The sequence below is a fragment of the Streptomyces sp. NPDC003284 genome (assembly GCF_053589675.1).
Window position 1 is genome coordinate 167,184 of record NZ_JBSFSI010000009.1, and the last position, 17,814, is coordinate 184,997.

Sequence of the window (17,814 nt, forward strand, 5' to 3'; positions counted from 1 at the left end):
CGTCCGCCCTCAGGTGCCGGGGGCGCCCTGCCGGGCCGTGTCGATCAGGGCGTGCAGACAGGCCATGAACCGGCGGTGCGTGCCTCCGGCGTCCTCGCTCTGGAGGATGGTCGCGAAGTACTGGCTGAGGGCGGCGCCCACGGCGGCGCCGACGACCGCGTTCATCGGGTGGTCGGCGGGCAGTTCGGTGGCGGCGGCAAGGGCGGGGCCCGTGATGCGTACGGCCTCGGTGATCTGGCTGCTGCCGTGCGCCCGGAGAGCCGGGTTGGCCTCGTACATCGCGGTGAGCAGCGTGACGAGTTCCGGGTCCAGGGCGTCGGCCTCGCCCAGCAGCCAGGTGTCGACGACGTCGAGGAACCCGGCGTCGGGCCGGTCCTTGAAGACGGTGGTGAGCCGGGCCGCGATCTCGTCGGGCACGGACAGGGCGATGTCGTGCTTGGAGGGGAAATACAGGGAGACCGTCCGGGGTGCGACGTCGGCCGCCTCGGCGATGTCGGCGATGGTCGTGCCGTCGTAGCCCTGCTCGGCGAACAGGCGCATGCCCGAGCGCCTGATGGCCTCCCGCCGTCTCGCCTTGCTGCGCTCCCGGTGGGACACCCTCGCCTCGCCGCTCATGGCCGTAGCGTAGTCGCAGCGGCGGCGCGGGCGGCCGGGCGCCGGGCGCCACCGGTGCGGCCCGGCGGGCGGGACCCGCGCGGCGCGGCGGCCGGCGGTGACGCCCGCCGCCGCGCCGCGCGCCGCTCCCGCCGCCCGCTACTCCTGCGGGGCGATCCGGGCACCGGAGTCGCGATCGGTCACGAGGATCGCCTCCATGGGGCAGGACTCGGCCGCGTCGACCAGTTCCGGCGCGGGCGCGGTGATCTCCGCCTCCGGGTGCGAGGCGCCGTCGCGGACCCGGAAGCGCCCGGGTGCGACGCCCGCGCAGATGCCGGTGGCCATGCACGCCTTCTCGTCGACCCGCACCCGCCACGCCTCCTCGTCCGGTCCGGGCGCCGGTGCCGGTGCCGGTGCGCCCCGCTCCCACAGGCCGTCCCGGGCGGTCATGACGGGTCCCAGGTCACGAGCATCTTCTGGAGGCCCTTCACCCCGGCGCCCGTCTTCCACACGAAGTCCTCGCCGGTGCCGGCCGGGCGCAGGCCGGGCAGCCGCCCGAGCAGGGTGCGCAGGGCCACTTGCAGTTCCATACGCGCCAGTTGGGCGCCCAGGCAGTGGTGCGGGCCGTGGCCGAAGCCGACGTGCGACGCCTCCTTGCGGGTGAGGTCGAGCCGCTCGGGACAGCTGTAGACGGCGGTGTCGCGGTTGGCGGACGCGTTGGAGGCGACGACCGGTTCGCCCGCGCGCACCACGCCGCCGCTCAGCTCGACGTCCTCCAGGGCGTAGCGGGCGACACCGCCGCTGCCCAGGGGCACGAACCTCATCAGCTCCTCCACGGCCTGCGGCACGAGGTCCGGGTCGGCGCGGAGCCGGGCCAGCTCGGCGGGGTGTTCGAACAGCGTGTACACGAAGTTGGGGATCTGGCTGGCGGTGGTCTCGTGCCCGGCGACCAGGACGCTGACGCCCATGGCGACCAGCTCCTCCTCGGAGAGCCGGTCCTGCTCGTCCCGTGCCGCCACCATCACGCCGAGCAGGTCGTCGCTGGGCTCCTTGCGCCGCTCGGCGACGAGTGCGGCCATGTAGTCGGACAGCTCGTCGGCGTAGCGCTCGACCTCCTCGGGGGTGAAGCGGGTGGTCGACAGCAGGGCGTCCGACCAGAGGCGGAACCGGGTGCGGTCCTCGACGGGCACGCCGAGCAGTTCGCAGATGACCGTGACGGGCAGCGGCAGCGCGAAGTCGGCCACCAGGTCGGCGGGCGCGCCGCGACCCGTCATCGCGTCGACGAGGTCGTCGGAGATCGTCCGGGCCCGCGCCCGCAGCTCCTCGACGCGGCGCGCGGTGAACGCCTTGGCGACCACCCGGCGCAGCCGGGTGTGCTCGGGCGGGTCGAACGCCAGGATGTTGCCGGGCAGACCGCGGTGGTAGCGCGTCCTGGGCTCGTCCCGGGCCGTCGCCTCGGCCCGGCTGAACCGGGCGTCGCCCAGGACGGTCTTCACGTCCTCGTACCGGGTCACCAGCCAGGCGGGCTCGCCGTGGGCCAGGCGCACCGGGCACAGCGGCTCGCTCGCGCGCAGCTCCTCGAAACGCGGCTCGATGAGCAGTTCGTCGGTCTCCTGGAAGGGGAACGGGTGAGGATCGCTGATGGCCATGAGGTGCCGCCTCTCGTGGGGGAAACCATCTGCAAGGGCTCTCCGGACGGGCGCCGGGACGGTGGTCCCGCCCGTCGTGCTGTCCTGTCGCGCCTGACCTGTCGTGCCTGGTCGTACGCGGTCCGGGCGGGGCGCCCCGTCCGCCCCGCGGCCGCCCGGAGCATCACATTTCGTCCGTATTCGACCGTAGGCAATCTTGCAGTCGGATGCAATATTGCTTTCGGACGCATTTCAGTTGGCCGTATCCGGACCGGCCGGACCCCCGCGGCGGCCGGGGACCGGCGGCGGCGGGCGCGCCTGCGGCACGTAGGGTGTGCGGACCGACCGAGCCGGAACAGGCGGCCGGGCGGCCCGGCTGCGCGAGTCCCGGGGGCCGCCGCGGGCGCCGGGGAAGCGGGAGTGACGTGACCGAGACCGAGACCAGGGCCGCGACCGCCACCGCGCCGGCCCCCCTGCTCCTGGCGGACGGCCGGCCCGCCGCCGCTGCCTGGTCCCTCGACCCGGCCCTGCTGCACCTCAACCACGGCTCCTTCGGCGCGGTCCCGCTCGTCGCGCAGGAGCGGCAGCACGCGCTGCGGGCCGAGATGGAGCGGGCGCCCGTCGTGTGGTTCCCGCGCCTGCCCGGCCGGATCGCCGCCGCCCGGGGCGCGATCTCCGGCCATCTGCGCACCGACGCCACGGACCTCGCGCTGGTGCCGAACGCCAGCGCGGGCGCCAGCGTCGTCTACGCGGCCCTGGCCGAGCGCCCCGGCGGGGACATCGTCGTCACCGACCACGGCTACGGCGCCGTCACCATGGGCGCCGAACGCCTCGCCCGCCGCTGGGGCCGCCGGGTGCGCACCGCCCGGGTGCCGCTGGCCGCCGGTGCCGAGCAGGCGTACGAGGCGGTCACGGCCGAGGCCGACGACGGCGTCGCGCTCGTGGTGCTGGACCAGATCACCTCCGCGACGGCGCGCAGGATGCCGGTGGAGCGGATCGGGGCGGAGCTGGCCCGGCGGGGCGTGACACTGCTCGTGGACGGCGCGCACGCGCCCGGCCTGCTCGCCGCCCCGCTGGACGGGCTGGTCTGCGACGCCTGGGTCGGCAACCTCCACAAGTGGGGCTGCGCGCCCCGCGGTACGGCGGCGCTGGTCGCCCGCGGTCCGCTGCGCGACCGCCTCCACCCGCTGATCGACTCCTGGGCCGCGCACGAACCGTTCCCGGACCGCTTCGACCAGCAGGGCACCCTGGACGCCACCGGACCGCTCGCCGCGCCCGTCGCGCTGGACTTCGTCGAGCACACCTGGGGCTGGGCGGCGGCCCGCCGCTACATGGACGAACTGGCGGAGTACGGCGCCCGGGTGATCGGCGCCGCGTTCGCCGGATCCGCGGCCGGGGTGCCGAGCGCCGACGTCGGCATGCCCGTGCCCGGCATGCGCCTGGTCCGGCTGCCCGAGCCGCTGGGCACCAGCCGGCTCGCGGCGGACGCGCTGCGCGACCGGGCCCCCGCCGAACTGGGCGCGGAGACGGCCTTCACCAGCTTCGACGGCATCGGATACCTGCGGGTGTCGGCGCACGTCTACAACACCCCGGCCGACTACGACCGCTTCGCCGAGTCCTGTGTGCCGGTGGTGCGCGCATGGGCGCGGCGGGCCCCGGCGCGGAGCTGACCGGCCCTGCCGCACGGGCCGCCCGGTGCCGGACGCGGGGGCGGGGCGCCGTTGGCCGCACGGGTGGGGCGGGCCCGGCGGAAAAAGATCGATCCGGGGCGCCGGCCGTGCAACCCGGACCGTGCGCGGCCCGTCTTCCCGGTCGATCGCGAAGCGGCGGCCGTGGGGGCCGTCCGCCGGTCCGTACGGACCGCCAGGTCGGGCGATCGGTTCAGGGGGATCCCGTCATGCGTTTCCGTTCCTTCAGGTTCCCGGGCAGCTCCGCGGGCGTACGTGGCGCGGCGGCCGTCACCGCGCTCCTGGCGGCGGGCACACTGCTGGCCGGTGCGGGCCAGGCCGCCGCGGTCAGGGGCGGCGGTCCGGCCAAGGCCGCGGACCAGCCGTACACCATGCTCATCGAGCTGAACGGACAGCAGTTCTGCGGCGGCACCCTGGTGGCACCGACCAAGGTGCTCACCGCCGGGCACTGCGTCCAGGACGCCGGGAAGCTCTCCGCGCTGCGGGTGATCGGCGGCCGGACGCAGGTGAACGGCACCGACGGCACCGTACGGCGGGTGAAGTCCGCGCGGATGGACGCGCACTACACCTCCCCCGGCCTCGCCCACGACGCGGCCGTGCTCACGCTGGACCGGGCGATGCCCTACCGGCCGATCCCGGTGGCCGGGCCGCACGACGCCGCGCTGGTCGCCTCCGGCCGGAAGGCGCTCGTGCTGGGCTGGGGCCGCACCGGCCCCGGCGTCTCGGCGACCCGGCTGAAGCAGACCAGCCTGGTCCTCTCCCCGCTCACCGGCTGCCGCCCCTACACCGACGAGGACACCGACCCCAGGGCGATGCTGTGCGGGACGCCCGAGCGCGGCACGGCCGCCAGCGTGTGCCCGGGTGACTCCGGCGGTCCGCTGGTCAGCGGCGGCAAGGTGGTGGGCATCGTGTCGGCGGGCAACAAGTACTGCGACGGCCAGTACCCGGTGTCGGTCTTCGTCCGCACCGACTCGGTCGCGGCCGGGCTCGGACTGAAGACCGCCTGACCCCGGACCTCCCGAGCCGGGCGGACCCCTCGCTCCCCTTCGAGGGGTCCGCCCCCCCAACTCCCTTACGCGCTCTGGTGTTTCACCGCGCACAGGGGCACGCTTGCGCGCGGTGTGCCGCAGGGGCACTCCGGTGACGAAGGCGGGGCGAATGAGACCGATCAGCCGTAGGGGCTTCGTGGGGTTCGGCGCGACCGTGGCGGCGGGCGTGGCGCTCGGCGCCGGCCAGCGCACGGCGTACGCGGCCGGGCGGGCGGCGACCGGCACCGTCAAGGACGTACGGCACGTGGTGATCCTCATGCAGGAGAACCGCAGCTTCGACCACTACTTCGGCCGGCTGAAGGGGGTGCGCGGCTTCGACGACCGCAGCGGGGTGCCGCTGCCCGGCGACCGCTCGGTCTTCGAACAGCCCAACGGCACCGGCCGCCAGTACCCGTGGAAGCTCAGCGCCACCCCCGCGGCGGGCGGCAAGGACGGGGAGACGCTGGCCCAGTGCAGCGGCGACCTGCCGCACTCGTGGACCTCGCAGCACGCGGCGTGGAACAAGGGCCGGATGGACAACTGGGTGGCGGGCGTGGGCAATGTGCGCTCGCTCGGCTATCTGGACCGCACCGACATCCCCTTCCACCACGCGCTCGCCGACGCGTACACGGTCTGCGACGCCTACTTCAGCTCCGCCCTCAGCGCCACCGGCCCCAACCGCACCTACCTGTGGAGCGGCAAGGTCGACGCCGCCAGCTACGACGGCGGCGACGAGACGGGGCTGACCTGGCAGAACTACGCCGAGGCGCTCCAGGCGGCCGGGGTGAGCTGGAAGGTCTACCAGAACGCGCAGGACAACTACGGCGACAACGGCTGCGCCTACTTCAAGAAGTTCACCGACGCCCCGGCCACCGATCCGCTGCATGTGCGGGGCATGTCGTCCGTGCCGCGGGTCACCGGCTCCACCCCGGACGACATCGCCGCCGCCATCAAGGCCGACGTGCTCGCCGGCACCCTGCCGCAGGTCTCGTGGGTGGTGCCCAACCAGGCGTTCTCCGAGCACCCGTACTCCACTCCGGGCGACGGGGCGCACTTCGTCCACCTCGTCCACCAGGCGCTGGCCGCCGATCCTGATGTCTTCGGCTCCACCGTGCTGTTCCTCAACTACGACGAGAACGACGGCTTCTTCGACCATGTGCCGCCGCCGTCGCCGCCCGCCGGGACCCCCGGTGAGTTCCTGAACGGGGTGCCCTACGGGCTCGGCTTCCGGGTGCCGATGATCGTCGTCTCACCCTGGACCCGGGGCGGCTGGGTGTCGTCGGAGGTCTTCGACCACACCTCGGTGCTGCGGTTCCTGGAGACCTGGACGGCCGCGCTCGGCACGCCCGCCAAGTGCCCGAACATCAGCGACTGGCGGCGCACCGTCTGCGGGGACCTCACCGGCGTCTTCGACTTCGCCCACCCGGTCACCGGGCCGGTCTCGCTGCCCGCCACGAGCGTCATCGGCTACGCCACCTGCGGCCCGCTGCCCAACCCGGTGCCGACCACCAACGCCCGGCCCGCGCAGGAGCCCGGCACCCGCCCGGCCCGCGCGCTGCCGTACCAGCCCAACGGGTACCTGGACCGGTTCGAGTATCTGGCGAACGGCCAGATCTACGCCTGGTGCGTCATGGCCAACCAGGGCGCGCCCGCCACCCGGGCGGCGCACTTCTCCCTCCAGCCGGTGGCCTACCGGGAGTCCACGCCCTGGCAGTACACGGTCGGCGCGGGCGGCACCGCCTCCGACTTCTTCAACATCGGGCCCGCCTACGGCGACGGGAAGTACGACATCGTCATGCTGGGCCCCAACCGCTTCCAGCGGCGCTTCCGGGGCAACGCGACCACGGCGGGCCGGCAGGCCGAGGTCCGCACGCGGTACGCGGTCGAGCCCGGCACCGGCAAGCTCGCCATCTGGTTCGCGATGGCCAACTCCGGTTCCGCGCCGGTGACGTTCACCATCACCTCCGACCACTACCGCGGCGACGGCCCCTGGCGCTACCGGGTCGCCGCCGGGGCCACCACGGAGGACTTCTTCAACGCGGTGGCGTTCCAGAACGGCTGGTACGACTTCACGGTCACCGTCGACTCCGACAGCGCGTGGTCGCGCCGGTTCACCGGTCATCTGGAGACCGGCGCCCCGAGCGTCAGCGGGTGACGCGGGGGTGCGGTCCGCCCTCGGGGACGGACCGCACCGCCGGCCACGGCGCGTGCCGTCTCAGCCGCAGCGGCCCGTGGGTTTGGCCCGGGTCACCACGTCGGTCCTCCCGGTCGTCGAGTCCAGCCAGATCACCTGACTGCCGCCCGGGGCGGAGGCCCCGGTCTGCGCGCCCCGGTTGCAGGACACCCGTCCCAGCCGGGTGCCGGGCGCGCCCGGGGTGCCGTTCGCGGCGAACTGGTAGAGCTTGGGGGTGGATTCGTTGCGGATCACGGTGTCGGGAAGGTAGGTGCCGACGACCGCGGCGTCCTCGGAGACCGCCAGGTCGTAGGCGTTCAGGGCGTCCGGGCCGCTGCCCGGACTGAGGTCGGCCACCTCGGAGCCGTCGAGGGCGGCGCGGCGCAGCGTCGTCGCGTTCGCGTCCAGGCCCTCGTCGAGCAGCCAGAAGACATGGGTGCCGTTGAGGGCCGTGGGGCCGAGGGACGTGGAGCCGTCGTACTGCTGGACCGCCCGGTCCTCGCCGGTCGCCACGTCCTCGACGCGGGTGGTCCACGCGTAGGTGGCGGTCAGTCCCACCCGGCTCATGTCCTGGTAGGCGACCTTGCCGTGGCTCACCGACGACCCGTGCGCGCGGTGGTAGGTGCCGCCGCCGACGGCGTGTTCGTCCTGCGGGTCCTTGAGGCTGAGATGGACGATGCCGCTGCGGCCGCCGTAGGTGTAGTAGTCGAAGGCCACCACGTCACCGTCGACGCCCGTCGCGCCGCCCACGCTGCGGCCGTGCCACAGGGTGCGGACCGGGCCGCCGGAGAGCGAGCGGGCGAGGATGTCGACGCCGCCGGGTCCGTGCGCCTGCCACACCACCGTCCTGCCGTCGGTGGCGGGCCTGGTGTGGTAGCGGCCGTCGTTGGGGCTCATCAGCCTGGGCTGCCCCTTGCCGTCGGCGCGGCCCGCCCACACCGAGTACGGTTCCGAGCCGTCCTCGTTGGACCTGGACGCCGCCCACCAGCCGCCGCCCGCGCCCAGTTCGGTGCCGGCCGTGTTGATCCGGTCGAGCAGCACCTGGCTGTCGTTGCCGAGGGCGAGTTCCCAGCCGGGCACGATGCCGTGGGCGGTGAAGGCGCCCTTGAGCTTCTTCAGTCGCGCCGCGCCGGTGCCGAGGTCCTTGGCGGCGGCGAGCACGGCCGCGCGTCCCTCGGTGAACCCGTCGAGCGGGGTGAGGTATCGGGTGAGCGCCCGGTAGACGATCCGGTCGGTGGCGGCGGCGCCCAGCTCCCTGCGGGCGTCCCACAGGGCGCCGCCGAAGATGGTCGAGTTGAGGTGGACGCCGCCGTTGTCGTTGAGGAAGTCCACGCCGACGAACGAGCCGGTGGTGGTGCGGCCGTCGTCGAGGTCGCGGGTCGCGCACGCGCGGGGGCCCTTGGTCCGGCAGAGCCGTTCGCCCAGGAGCCCGGAGTCCGGGTCGTCGGCGGGGATGCCGTACACGGACGCCTCGATGGTGTTGCCGAAGTAGTCGGCGATGGCCTCGTTCAGCGCGCCGGACTGGCCGGCGTACATCAGGTTCGCGGTGTGCGCGATCACGCCGTGGGTCATCTCGTGCCCGACGACGTCCAGGGCGGCGGAGAACGGCAGGTACTCCTCGTCACCACCGCCGTAGACCATCTTCTGGCCGTCCCAGAAGGCGTTGGCGTACGGCGTTCCGTAGGAACCGGTCACTCCCACCAGGGAGTTGACGGTCATGCCGTGGCCGTCGAGGCTGTCGCGGCCGTGCTCGGCGCGGAAGTAGTCGTAGACCCGGCCGGCGGCCCAGTGCGCGTCCACGGCGCCCGAGGCGGTGGCGTCGGCGCCGAACGCGGGCGCCGGGGAGCTGAACTCCCTGATGCCGTCGGGCCAGGTGCCGCTCGTGTCGGCGACTTCCCTGCCACGGGCGTCCCAGGTGGACAGGACGCCGTAGTGGTAGTCGTCCTGGGGGATGCGGGTGCTGTCGCGCAGCACATAGGTGCCCTCGGTCTCGTCGTGCTCGATGTCGAGGGGGACCTCGGTCCCGTCGAGCCGGACGCCGGTGCCCTTCTCGGCGGCGGCGAGCGGCCGGGCGGCCGGGGTGCGCGGCACCGGACGGGCAGCCGCGCGGGCGGCCGGGCGCTCGGCGCCGAAGGTCTGGACGCCGCTGTACTGGAGGACGGGGTAGCCGGCGCGGGCGTCGATGTAGACCTCGCGCACCACGGGCGCGCCGTCCGCCGCGCCGGTGCCGCGCACGGTGATGTGCCGGGTGAGGACGCCGGGCCCGGCGGGCAGGACGACCAGGCCGTGGTCGGTCCCGTGCAGCAGGTCCGCCGGGTCGGTGCCGGGCGCCGCGGCGGGCCGTCCGGCGAAGTGGTGGTCGTCGAGGTCGCCGAGGACCGCGTCCACGGCCCGCTCCACGGCGAGCGCGGAGCCGATGCCGTCGGTGGTGCCGGTGGTCAGCCCCGTGAAGTACTTCCCCGAGGTACCGGTGACGGTGCGGCGGCCGTCGTGGTTCTCCATCCGGACGACGTACTCGCCGCCCAGGACGGGGACGCCCCGGTGGCGCTGCCGCAGCCGGACGGTCTCCTCGCCGTGGGCGCCGACCGTCCCGCCAGGCACCAGGTCGTGCCGGGCGTCGGGGATCCGGTAGCGGTCCCGCCGCTGGTCCAGGTAGGCGCGGGCGGCGTCCGCCGCGCTGTCCTCGGCGGGTGCCTGCTCGCGGATGCCGCTCACCAGGGCGGGTGTCGCCGTGGCCCGTCCGGCGGTTTCTGCCGGGCCCGGCGGTCCGGCGGCTCCGGTCGCCGCCGCGGCGGCCGGGGCCAGCGAGACGACGAGTGCGGCGGCACCGAGCAGTGCCGCCGCACTCGTCCACGGGCCGCCGGGCCGTGTTCTGCCTCCGGCTGCGCGGCCGGTTCTTCTCCCAGAGTGACGCACGGTCTCCCCAACCCCCCTCGTCGGCGGTGCCGTCGGCCGAGCGCCGTCCGGCAAGGCGCCATCGAAGCGGCCGGAGGGGCGCGGCATCAACGGGCGGGGTCCGGCGGCGGCGACTTCCGGACGGGGCCGCCGGGTCCGGCCGGGGCTCGGGGGCGGGCCCGGTGAGCTGCTGCTGCGCGGGTGCGGACGGGGAGCTGTGCGGCGGGGCCGGTGCCCCGGCTTTCGACCGGTTCTCGGCGCACCGGGTCAGCTGTGGCTGACGGTGAGTCCGTAGAAGGCGACCCGGGCGCCCTTCGTGGTGCTGTCGGAGGAGGACTGGTTGTAGGAACCGGCCTTGAAGTACTGCTTGTACTGCTGGAACGAGGACGGGACGGCGTAGTGCGTGGTGCTGTCGTTCACGGTCAGGTCGATGGTGTCGCCGCCGGTGACGGCGATGGTGTAGCGCCAGGTCTTGCCGGTGGGGACGTGTCCGACCGGGTGGAGGGTCTGGCCTCCCGAGGGGGAGTTCTCGGTGCCGAGGACGATGTCGCCGCCCGCCCGGTAGTACAGCTCCACCAGCGGCTTGGTGGAGCTGCCGCCGCTGCCGAGGTGGATCTGTCCCACGCACACATTGGATGTCACGGAGACCACGCGCAGGGTGGCGCTCAGCCGGTGGGTGCCGCGCAGCGGCCAGTCGGCGGCGCCGCCGCCCCGGTTCATCTCGCGCAGTTCGGAGCGGGCGTAGTGGGAGTTGGGCGTGGTGACGCCCTTCTCGGGGGCCCAGAAGGTCATCGCGCCGTCGCGGGTGTCGGTGTAGAAGTACGCGTCCTGGTAGCCGTCGCGCCCCTGGAGGCGCGCGGAGGAGATGGTGGTCGGGGAGCCGGGTGAGCCGACCGGCTCCTGGAGCTGCCAGGTGGACAGGTCGAAGTTGCCGCCGGGCGCGACCTTGGGATCGGCGGCGTCCGCGCCGCCCGTGCCGAGGACGGACAGGACGGCGGTGAGCGCCGCGACGGTCGCGGCGGCGATGGTCCGGGAACGCTGGGATGACGTCATGGGGGTTCCTGCCGGGTGGGGGGAGACGGGGAACGGCGAGTCATGACCGTTCAGCGGGCTGAACTTTGACCGCGTACATGGACTGCCGGTGCTCCGGGAACCTAAAGGTCCGCACCTGCCCCGTCAAGGCGTGCGGCACGAGGGCTCCCCGGCGCCCGGTCGCCCGGCCCGCGTTCCGCGCACCCGTGCGCGCGGGCGCATCGACAGCAGTCGGGCGCCTGCCGGGAGCGCTGGGCGCCCGTTCCGGCATCCACGCGCCCCACCGAGCGCCGTGTGCGCCGCATGGAAGGCACTTGGTACAGGCCAAAGTGCGCCGGGGCGGATACCACCGGCCCGGCACCTCCCCCGCCCCCTCGACCTTGCGTCACCGTGCCGGTACGGTGCGTGTTCACTCCATGAGGGGTACACGCACATATCCCGCACGAGTCCTTCACCGATCGCACACCTTCGGCCAGCGGGCCTTCCGGGCGCCCGGCCGGGGGCAGACGCGGCGCCCGCCGGGTGCCTAGCCTCCCGGGCCATGCGATCACCTCTGATGCGCCGCTTCGGCCTCGCCACGGTCCTCGGTCTCGCCCTCGCCGTCTTCGGCCTCGCCCCCAGCGCGAGCGCCGATCCCGCGCCGGCCTCCCTGACGTTCGCCACCGACACCGCCGCCACCACACCCGGCGGCACGGTCCAGCTGTCCATGACGCTGACCAACAACAAGACGTACGACGTCCTCTTCGTCCATCAGACGATCGACCCCACCTGGCTGACCACCCAGCGCCCGGACCTCAAGTACAGCTTCACCGGGTGCAGCCTCGCCACGGCCACCGGCAGCACGCCCTGTTCCGGCACCGGCCCGGCCAACCTGGGCGCCAACTACGGCGCCACCGTCCCGCCGGGGCAGAGCCGCACCGTCACCCTCACCCTCCAGGTCGCCGCGGACTCGGGCTGCAACGGCACCATCGGCTTCTACTCGTACTACTACGCCGAGTTCAGCGACAGCACCAACAGCAGCGGCGGGCCCGTCTACACGCCCGAGACACGGGTGAACTGCGCCTGACCCCCCGCCGCAGGGACCGGATTTCGGCCCGGGGCGAAGCGGGCGCCGCGACCCGGATGCGCGGCGCGCGGACCGGTGGGCCGGACCCGGCCGCCGGTCCGCGCGCGGGCCGCCACCTGGGACCCGGCCGGTCCGGGCGCCGCGCGTCCGGACCGGCCGCGGCGCCCGCGCCGGGCGCGCGCGGCCCGCGGCCCGACCGGCGAGTCCCTGCCGATTTTCCGTCAGGACCCGGCACACGGCTCCATCAGGCACACAAACCCTTCACCATATGACGCGACGGATGCGTCGACGGCCGGTGTCCGAGGGGGGTACCGGCGTCACGCGAGGGGCCGCGCCCGCTCCACAAGAGCCGCGCCGCCCTGCCGGGGAGAGGACCTCACCGCATGAAGCGGACCATACGCACGACCGCGCTCACGGTCGGCGCGCTCGTCGCCGCGCTGGGACTGCCCGCAGGGGCCGCCCACGCCGACGGCACCGCGCCCCGCGTCGACCTGCGGACCCTGATCGTGAGCGACGGCGGCCCGTCCACCGGCGCGATAGCCGCCGAACTCGACGCGGCCGGCACGCCGTACACGGAGATCGACCTGACCCGGGCCGGGAGACCCGTGATCGACGCGGCCTTCCTCGCGGACACGGTGGACGGCCGGCCGCGGGCCAGATTCCAGGCCGTCGTCCTGCCCGACGACAACCCGTTCCCGGCGAACTCGCCCGAGATGGCCGCACTCGCCGCCTACGAGAAGACCTACGGCGTCCCGCAGGTCGACGCCTACACCTACGCCCGCCCCCAGGCCGGGCTCCAGCTGCCGACCGCCGGCGGCTACTCCGGCAGCGTCGACGGGGTCGAGGCCCAGGTGACGGCCGCGGGCAGGGCCGGACCCTTCGGCTATCTGTCCGGAGCCGTGCCCTTCGAGGACAACTCCCCCACCGTCGCGGAGAGTTACGCCTATCTCTCCCAGCCCGCGGCCGGGGCCGACTTCACGCCGTACGTGGACGCCCCGATCCCCGGGCAGTCGGGGCGGCGCGGCTCGCTGGTGGGCGAGTACCGCCACGACGGGCGGCGCGAACTGGTCGTGACCTTCGTCTACAACCAGTACCAGCAGCAGTTCCGGCTGCTGGCCCGCGGCATCGTGGAGTGGATGACCGGCGGTGTGCACCTGGGCGCCTCGCGCAACTACTTCGCCGTGCACGTCGACGACGTCTTCGCCGCCGACGACCGCTGGGACACCCAGCTCAACTGCACGCCCGGCGACGTCGACTGCCCCATCGGCCAGGGCACGCCCGACCCGATCCGCATGACCCCGGCGGACGTCGACTACGCCACCTCCTGGGAGCAGAGCCACGGCTTCACCCTCGACCTGGTCTACAACGCGGTGGGCAGCGACGACGAGCGCGCCGACCACAACGGCGCCGACCCGCTGGCCGACAAGCTGATCGCCGACCGCGACCGCTTCCGCTGGGTCAACCACACCTACACCCACGCCTTCCTCGGCTGCCGGCAGGACGTCTCGGTGGTCCCCTGGAAGTGCGAGACCGACCAGGACGGCGCCACCGAGTGGGTCAGCCGGCAGGACATCTCCGACGAGATCTCCGTCAACCGCGCCTGGGGGGAGAAGGCGGGGCTGCCGCTGGACGACACGGAACTGGTCACCGGCGAGCACTCGGGTCTGCGGGTGCTGCCGCAGCAGCCCGACGACAACCCCAACCTGGCGCCCGCCCTCGCCGACAACGGCGTGACCTGGCTCGCCTCGGACAACTCCCGTGACCCCGAGCAGCGCCGGGTCGGCACCGCCACCACCGTCTCGCGCTACCCGATGAACGTCTTCTACAACGCGGGCCGGGCCGGCGAACAGGTCGACGAGTACAACTGGCTCTACACCAGCCGCGCCCAGGGCGGCAGCGGCATCTGCGAGGACAACCCGGCCACCACCACCTGCCTGCCGGCCCCGCTGGACACCGCCACCGGCTACACGGACCACATCGTGCCGCTGGAGACCCGCATCGCCCTCGGCCACGTCCTCGCCAACGACCCCCGGCCGCACTTCGTCCACCAGTCCAACCTCGCCGAGGAACGCATCGCCTACCCGGTCCTGGACGGCGTGCTCGACGGCTACCGCGCGCTGTTCGCCGACGACACCCCGCTGGTGAACCTGCGGATGGCGGACATCGGCACCGAGATGCAGCGCCGCAGCGCCTGGCAGTCGGCCCTGAGCGCCGGGCAGGTCACCGCGTACCGGATCGGCGACACGGTCACCGTGTCCGCCCCCGACGGGGTCGACGTGAGCGCCACCCTGCCCGCCGGAACCACCCTGGCCGGACAGGACTTCGGCACCGCCTACGCGGGCGCCCGCTCCGGCTGGACCGCCTCGGCCGGGCAGCCGCTCGCCTACTCCCTGCCCGCCTCGGCCCCGGCCGCACCCGCGTCCCCGGCCGCACCCGGCACCACCGTGACCGGACCGGTCACCGCACCCGCACCGCACGCCCGGATCCCCTCCGGCGTGACAGCCAGGAGCGCGCCCACCACGGCGCACTGAACGGCGCACCGAAACGGTCCCGGCCGCGACCCAGCGGCCGGGACCGGCACTGCCACCCCACACCTCGGCCGTGGAGCACACCTCGATGCACGTTCACCACGGCGCGCGCGACTCCGCCCCTGCGCGCGTCACCCTGCTCACCGAAGGCACCTACCCGCACAGTCACGGCGGTGTCAGCGTCTGGTGCGACCAGCTCGTCACCGGCATGCCCGATCTGGCCTTCGACGTCCTCGCCGTGACCGGCACCGGCCGCGAGCCGCTGGTGTGGGAGCTGCCCCCGCACGTCGGCAGCGTGCTGTCGGTCCCGATGTGGGGCAGCCCGCCCGGCGGCCGGCCGCCCCGCGGCCGCGCGCGGCGGCAACTCACCGCCGACTACGAGCGGTTCCTCACCGCACTGCTCGACCCGGGCGCCGAGGACGGCTTCGCGCCCGCGCTGCACGCCCTGGCACGGGCCGCCGCCGCGGGCACCCTCGGCCCGTTCCTGCGCGGCGACCGGGCGGTCGCCGTGCTGAGCGCCGTGTGGAACCGGCCCGGACTGGTGGTCCGGGAGGCCCGGCCCACCGTGCACGACGCACTGACCGCCACCGGGCTGCTCGAACACGCGCTGCGCCCGCTGGCCGCGCCGCCGCCGCACACCGGGGTCGCGCACGCGGTCAGCGGCGGGGTGGCCGTCCTGCCGGGCCTCGCCGCGCTCGAACAGCACGGGGTGCCGCTGCTGCTCACCGAGCACGGCGTCTATCTGCGCGAACGTTTCCTCGGCTACCGCACGGCGCCCTACCGCTGGCCCGTCAAGGCGGTCGTCCTCGGCTTCTTCCGGCTGCTGGCCGAGGAGACCTACCGCAGGGCCGCGCTGATCACACCGGGCAACCGCTACAACCGGCTGTGGGAGGAGGAGGGCGGCGCCGACCCGGAGGCGATCCGCACGGTCTACAACGGCGTCGACCCGGCCGCCTTCCCGCCCGCCGGACCCGAGCCGGAGGTGCCCACCCTCAGCTGGGCGGGCCGCGTCGACCCGATCAAGGACCTGGAGACCCTCATCCGCGCCTTCGCCCTGGTCCGGGCCGAACTCCCCGAGGCCAGGCTGCGGTTGTTCGGCGGCACACCGCGCGGCGGCGAGGCGTACCGGGAGCGCTGCGAGGCGCTGGCGGCCGAACTCGGCCAGGGCGACGCCGTCCGGTTCGAGGGGCGCGTGGACGACATCAAGGACGCCTACGCCGCCGGGAACGTGGTGATGCTCTCCAGCATCAGCGAGGGCTTCCCGTTCACCCTGATCGAGGCCATGTCGTGCGGGCGGGCGACCGTCTCCACGGATGTGGGCGGCGTACGGGAGGCGGTCGGCGACGCCGGTCTGGTCGTACCGCCGCGCGACCCGGCCGCGATGGCCGCCGCCGCGCTGCGGCTGCTGGGCGATGCCGGGCGCCGCGCGGCGATGGGCGAGGCGGCCCGGCTGCGGGTGATCGAGCAGTTCACCCTGCGCCGGACCATCGAGACGTTCCGCTCCATCTACCTGGAGCTGTCGGCCTCCTCCGGGACGGCGACGGCGGCTTCGGGAGCGCCTTCGGCGGTGACGGAGCGGTCCGGATCGCGCTGCGGCGCCGCGGCGGGCGCGCACCCGCTGCCCGGCATCTCCCCCGCCGCTCCCGCCGGTCCGGTCCGCTCGGGCACCGGGAGCGTGGCCCTGTGAGCGGCCCCATGGCGCTGGAACCCGGCGGCGCCGAACAGGACACGCTGGCCCTGCGCCTCGCCGGGACCAGCAGGGTCCGCGCCCGGCGCGGGGACGACCGCACCCTCGCCCTGCGGCTGCCCCGGCTCGCGCCGGACGAGAGCGCGGTCAGCGCGCTCGCCGCCGACCTGTCCGAACGGGTGGGCTCCGCGGTCCACCCCTACGAGGTGGCCGCGCTGCTGGAGGCCGAAGGGCTGTCCGCCGACGTCATCCGGGACCGCTACGGCCATCCGGACCTGTTCTCGCTGGCCGCCGCGCTCTACGAACGGGTGCCCCGCAGCTTCCCCGAACCCGCCCCGGCGCCCGACCCCTGGCGCCCCGACCATGTGCGCTGCCTGCTGCGCGGTGTCCTGTTCGCGCTGCCCGGCCTGGCCTATCTCCTGACCGCGCCCCTGTGGTCCGCCGACGGCTCCGCCTCCCCGCTGGTGGTGGCCGGTGTCGTCTCCTGGGCCTGGGGCCAGGCGCTGGGACACCGCGCCCATCTGCGGATGACCGCGGGCCGCCGGGAGGCCGGACGCACCCTGCTCGCCGGGGCTCCGCCGGGTGCGCTGCTGGCCACGGCCGCCGCCGCTCTCGCGGCCGGCGGCAAGGCGGTGCTCTGGGTGGCGGCGGCGCAGTCGGCGTACCTGGCGGCGGCGGGCGTCCTGCTGGTGCTCGCCCGCGAGCGGTGGCTGCTGGCCGCGCTCTCCCCGCTGATCGCCGGGGCCGCGCTGCTGCCGTGGTGGGAGCCGGGCCCCGCGGTACGGGCGGGGCTGGTGCTGCTGGCGCTGCTGGCCACGCTCGCCGCGACCGCCCGCGTCCTGCGCGAGGTCTGCTCGGCGCCCGCCGGGACCGGCGGCCCGCGCCCCCGCCCGGTGACCTCCCTGCCGTACGGCCTGTTCGGTCTGTCGGCGGCGGTCCTGGTGCTGCTGGAGGGGCGGCTGCACCCGTACGCCGTGATCGTGCTGACCGTGAGCATGGGCCCGGCGGAGTGGCTGCTGTACCGCTACCGCGGCTGGTCGGTCGCGGCGCTGCGCCGGGCCACCACACCGGCGGGCTTCCTGCTGCGCTCGGCCGGGGTGCTCGGCTGCTGCCTGCTGGCCTATCTGCTGCCGCTGCTGCCCGCGGCGCCGCTGACCGGTGCCCCGCCGGCCGAACTGCTGCTGCTGGCCGCCGCGTTGTGGACGGCGCTGCTGCTCCAGGCGTTCGGTGCGGCCTGGCCGCCGGCCGCCGTCTGTCTCCTGGCCGCGGGCGGCGCCGGCGCGGTCACCGTGCTGCGGCTGCCGCCCGGGGCCGAGGCGCTCCCGCTGTGCTGCGGCGGCGCCGCGCTGTGTCTCGCGGTGTGCGCGCTGTGTCTGCTGGGCCGTCCGGCCCCGCACCTGTGACCGGCCCGTACCGCGTCACCGCCCGCCGCGTCACCCTCCACCGCCCACCGCGGACGCGCCGCCGAGCGCCCGCCACCGAACCGCCCGACCTC

The 17,814-nt window shown here is 74.7% G+C and carries 12 protein-coding genes; 7 read left to right on the forward strand and 5 right to left on the reverse strand.

Annotated features, from left to right (window positions below; genetic code table 11):
• Window positions 1-9: 9 nt before the first annotated feature.
• The 3 genes from ACWDYF_RS20835 to ACWDYF_RS20845 form a co-directional block, all read right to left on the reverse strand.
• Window positions 10-615: a TetR/AcrR family transcriptional regulator gene (locus ACWDYF_RS20835; protein WP_389464795.1), complete on the reverse strand. Its 606-nt coding sequence runs from the start codon at window positions 613-615 to the stop codon at window positions 10-12.
• 138 nt (window positions 616-753) lie between these two features.
• Window positions 754-1,044: a ferredoxin gene (locus ACWDYF_RS20840; protein ID WP_389464793.1), complete on the reverse strand. Its 291-nt coding sequence runs from the start codon at window positions 1,042-1,044 to the stop codon at window positions 754-756.
• Window positions 1,041-2,243 carry a cytochrome P450 gene (locus ACWDYF_RS20845; RefSeq protein WP_381744353.1) on the reverse strand — a complete coding sequence of 401 codons (1,203 nt, stop codon included), beginning with the start codon at window positions 2,241-2,243 and terminating at the stop codon, window positions 1,041-1,043. The genes ACWDYF_RS20840 and ACWDYF_RS20845 overlap by 4 nt, the downstream gene beginning before the upstream one ends.
• A 404-nt stretch (window positions 2,244-2,647) precedes the next feature.
• Between ACWDYF_RS20845 and ACWDYF_RS20850 the strand changes: the two genes are divergently transcribed.
• The 3 genes from ACWDYF_RS20850 (at window position 2,648) to ACWDYF_RS20860 (ending at window position 7,093) form a co-directional block, all read left to right on the forward strand.
• A complete protein-coding gene (locus ACWDYF_RS20850) occupies window positions 2,648-3,892 on the forward strand; it encodes an aminotransferase class V-fold PLP-dependent enzyme (protein ID WP_381744352.1) in 1,245 nt (414 codons plus the stop codon).
• Window positions 3,893-4,119: 227 nt separating this feature from the next.
• The gene (locus ACWDYF_RS20855; protein ID WP_389464789.1) at window positions 4,120-4,917 is read left to right on the forward strand and encodes a S1 family peptidase; all 798 of its coding nucleotides are present in this window, start codon (window positions 4,120-4,122) and stop codon (window positions 4,915-4,917) included.
• Window positions 4,918-5,068: 151 nt separating this feature from the next.
• Window positions 5,069-7,093 carry a phosphocholine-specific phospholipase C gene (locus ACWDYF_RS20860; RefSeq protein WP_389464786.1) on the forward strand — a complete coding sequence of 675 codons (2,025 nt, stop codon included), beginning with the start codon at window positions 5,069-5,071 and terminating at the stop codon, window positions 7,091-7,093.
• 60 nt (window positions 7,094-7,153) lie between these two features.
• Here ACWDYF_RS20860 and ACWDYF_RS20865 read toward each other — a convergent pair whose 3' ends face one another.
• Window positions 7,154-9,826, reverse strand: coding sequence for a M4 family metallopeptidase (locus ACWDYF_RS20865; RefSeq protein WP_451584294.1), 2,673 nt, complete (start codon window positions 9,824-9,826; stop codon window positions 7,154-7,156).
• Between the two features lie 447 nt (window positions 9,827-10,273).
• Window positions 10,274-11,059, reverse strand: a complete 786-nt coding sequence (locus ACWDYF_RS20870) for a polysaccharide lyase family 7 protein (RefSeq protein WP_389464780.1) — start codon at window positions 11,057-11,059, stop codon at window positions 10,274-10,276.
• Window positions 11,060-11,579: 520 nt separating this feature from the next.
• On the opposite strand from ACWDYF_RS20870, the gene ACWDYF_RS20875 reads away from it, so the two are divergent.
• The 4 genes from ACWDYF_RS20875 (at window position 11,580) to ACWDYF_RS20890 (ending at window position 17,722) form a co-directional block, all read left to right on the forward strand.
• On the forward strand, window positions 11,580-12,104 hold the full coding sequence (locus ACWDYF_RS20875; protein ID WP_037874067.1) for a hypothetical protein: 525 nt from the start codon (window positions 11,580-11,582) through the stop codon (window positions 12,102-12,104).
• A gap of 383 nt (window positions 12,105-12,487) precedes the next feature.
• Complete coding sequence (locus ACWDYF_RS20880; RefSeq protein WP_389464777.1) at window positions 12,488-14,635, forward strand: hypothetical protein; 2,148 nt, start codon at window positions 12,488-12,490, stop codon at window positions 14,633-14,635.
• Window positions 14,636-14,720: 85 nt separating this feature from the next.
• Window positions 14,721-16,319, forward strand: coding sequence for a GT4 family glycosyltransferase PelF (gene pelF / locus ACWDYF_RS20885; protein WP_389464773.1), 1,599 nt, complete (start codon window positions 14,721-14,723; stop codon window positions 16,317-16,319).
• The gene (locus tag ACWDYF_RS20890) at window positions 16,316-17,722 is read left to right on the forward strand and encodes a hypothetical protein (protein ID WP_389464771.1); all 1,407 of its coding nucleotides are present in this window, start codon (window positions 16,316-16,318) and stop codon (window positions 17,720-17,722) included. Before pelF ends, ACWDYF_RS20890 begins: the two co-directional genes overlap by 4 nt.
• Window positions 17,723-17,814 lie beyond the last annotated feature (92 nt).